Source organism: Haloferax mucosum ATCC BAA-1512, from assembly GCF_000337815.1.
GTDB lineage: Archaea > Halobacteriota > Halobacteria > Halobacteriales > Haloferacaceae > Haloferax > Haloferax mucosum.
The window spans coordinates 1-745 of the sequence record NZ_AOLN01000005.1 but is presented as its reverse complement, the minus strand read 5'-3'; the positions used below and the strand labels follow the sequence as shown (position 1 = coordinate 745).

Genomic DNA, 745 nt, shown 5'->3' with positions numbered 1-745 from the left:
GGCACTGTCTAGTTAGTGACCTCCTCAACCGGTGTTCGTCCGTCAAGCGATTGATGCGGTCGGTGGAAGTTATAGTATTGCGCAAATTGTATAAACCACTCGCGGACGCTCCCATGACTGCCCACCCACGAATTATGGAAGCGGTCGACTCGCATTTTGAGGGTGTGAAACCACTTTTCGATGAGGTTTCGCTCGACGTAGTCAAGCCGACCGCTCAATCCTAATCGAGAGAGGGCAGTCTGATAGCCGTAGCCATCAACGAGAAACACAGCGTCTGAGAGATCGTGTTTCTCTGAGAGTCGATGGAGGAACGCAGCAGCTGGATCGGTTCCATGCCGTCCAAATAATTCGACGTCAAGAATCAGCTTTGTCTCGATGTCTATTGCAGCATACAACCAAGACCACTCGCCATTGATCTTGACAGCGGTCTCGTCGACTGCAACCCGCTTCGGCTTCGCCTCAGGCGGGTTGTGACCGCTGTCAGCCAGCCGATGTACCCATTGCCAAACAGCTTGATGAGACCGTTCAACGCCGAGCAATCGAAGAATTTCTTTTGTCTCTCTGAGAGAACAGCCGGTCGCGTGAAGCTGGACGGCGAACGCCCTGACGGGCGTCGCCGTCCGCTCACGCTCCCAAGTTTCTTCTAAATCCGTCGCAAAGCACTCGCTGAGCAGGTCTGCGAGCGACATAGCCAATTCACTCAATGACCTGCTCGCTTCTCAAACTGGCTTAACTAGACAGTGCC

At 53.7% G+C, this 745-nt stretch carries 1 protein-coding gene; it reads right to left on the bottom strand.

Annotation, left to right across the window (positions count from 1 at the left end):
* Positions 1-8: 8 nt before the first annotated feature.
* Positions 9-689 (bottom strand): IS6 family transposase, encoded by a 681-nt coding sequence (locus C440_RS02990; protein ID WP_008318130.1) that lies wholly within the window; start codon positions 687-689, stop codon positions 9-11.
* Between the last annotated feature and the right edge of the window lie 56 nt (positions 690-745).